This window comes from Corallococcus terminator, assembly GCF_003611635.1.
Lineage (GTDB): Bacteria > Myxococcota > Myxococcia > Myxococcales > Myxococcaceae > Corallococcus > Corallococcus terminator.
Map to the genome: position 1 here is coordinate 1 of NZ_RAVZ01000748.1, position 764 is coordinate 764.

Below are 764 nucleotides of genomic sequence, written 5' to 3' on the forward strand. Positions count from 1 at the left end.
GCGAGTTGGTCCTTCCACCACGCGACCTGCTTCGCGAGCACGTCGCCCTGGAGCCAGCCGCGCTGCCAGGAGGCGAAGTCGGCGTACTGCACGGGCAGGGACGGAAGCCCGTGAGGCTTCCCTGTGGAGAAGGCCGCGTAGGCCGCCGCCACCTCGCGCACCATCACGCCCACGGACCAGCCGTCGGACACGATGTGGTGCATGCTCAGGAGCAGCACGTGCGCCGCGTCCGCGAAGCGCATCAGCCGCGAGCGCAGGAGAGGTCCCGTGCTCAGATCGAAGGGCCGACCCGCTTCCTCCAGTGCCAGCCGGTGCACCGCCGCCTCATGGTCCTCGGGAGGCAGGGCGCCCAGGTCCGTCACCGGCAGCGTCCACGCGGGCGTGGGCTGGATGAGCTGCACGGGTTCGGCGCCCTTCAGCGCGAACGTGGTGCGCAGGGCCTCATGGCGTTCGACCAGCAGCTCCAGCGCGCGACGCAGGGCCTCCGCGTCCAGCGTACCCTCCAGGCGCACGGCGCCGAGCAGGACGTACGGCGTGGCTCCGGGCTGAAGCTGGTCCAGCACCCACAGCCGCTGCTGCGAGAAGGACAAGGGCAGCGCGCCGTCGCGCGACACGCGGCGCAGTGAGGGCACGCGCGGCCCGTCCGAGCGCACCAGCAGTTGCTCCTCCACCAGCTCCGTGACGCGGGCCACGGTGGACGCGGTGAAGAGACCGCGCAGGGGCAGCTCCACCTGGAAGGTGGTGCGCAGTCGGGAGATGAGCTG

General features: G+C 71.9%; 1 protein-coding gene. It reads right to left on the reverse strand.

The annotated features are described in order from the left end of the window. Window positions 1-764: condensation domain-containing protein (locus D7V88_RS41935; RefSeq protein ID WP_244238700.1), on the reverse strand; the 764-nt coding region annotated here is incomplete at both ends.